At 60.0% G+C, this 235-nt stretch carries 1 protein-coding gene; it reads right to left on the reverse strand.

The features are described 5' to 3' along the window. The coding region (locus J1G35_RS30790; protein WP_223016896.1) for a hypothetical protein at positions 1-235 on the reverse strand (235 nt) is incomplete at both ends.

Raw genomic sequence — 235 nt, forward strand, 5'->3', positions numbered from 1 at the left:
AAGTCGGCGCCTTTTTGGGTCAGTACAACGTTATTGCCGGACAGGCTGTAGTAGCCGTCTACGTTGCTGTTGCCGGTGAAGGAAACAGTCAGACCTTCGCGTGGGGTTTCTTCGTCAGTCGCGGTGAAGCGGCCGGCGACGGTACCCGCTGTGGCGGAGTTCTCATCGATGGTTTCCGGGGCGACGGAGATCACCGGCACATCGTTATGCAGCGTAACGGTCGGCTGACCGGTGC

This window comes from Pseudomonas sp. SH10-3B, from assembly GCF_019891415.1.
In the GTDB taxonomy this organism is placed as follows: Bacteria; Pseudomonadota; Gammaproteobacteria; order Pseudomonadales; family Pseudomonadaceae; genus Aquipseudomonas.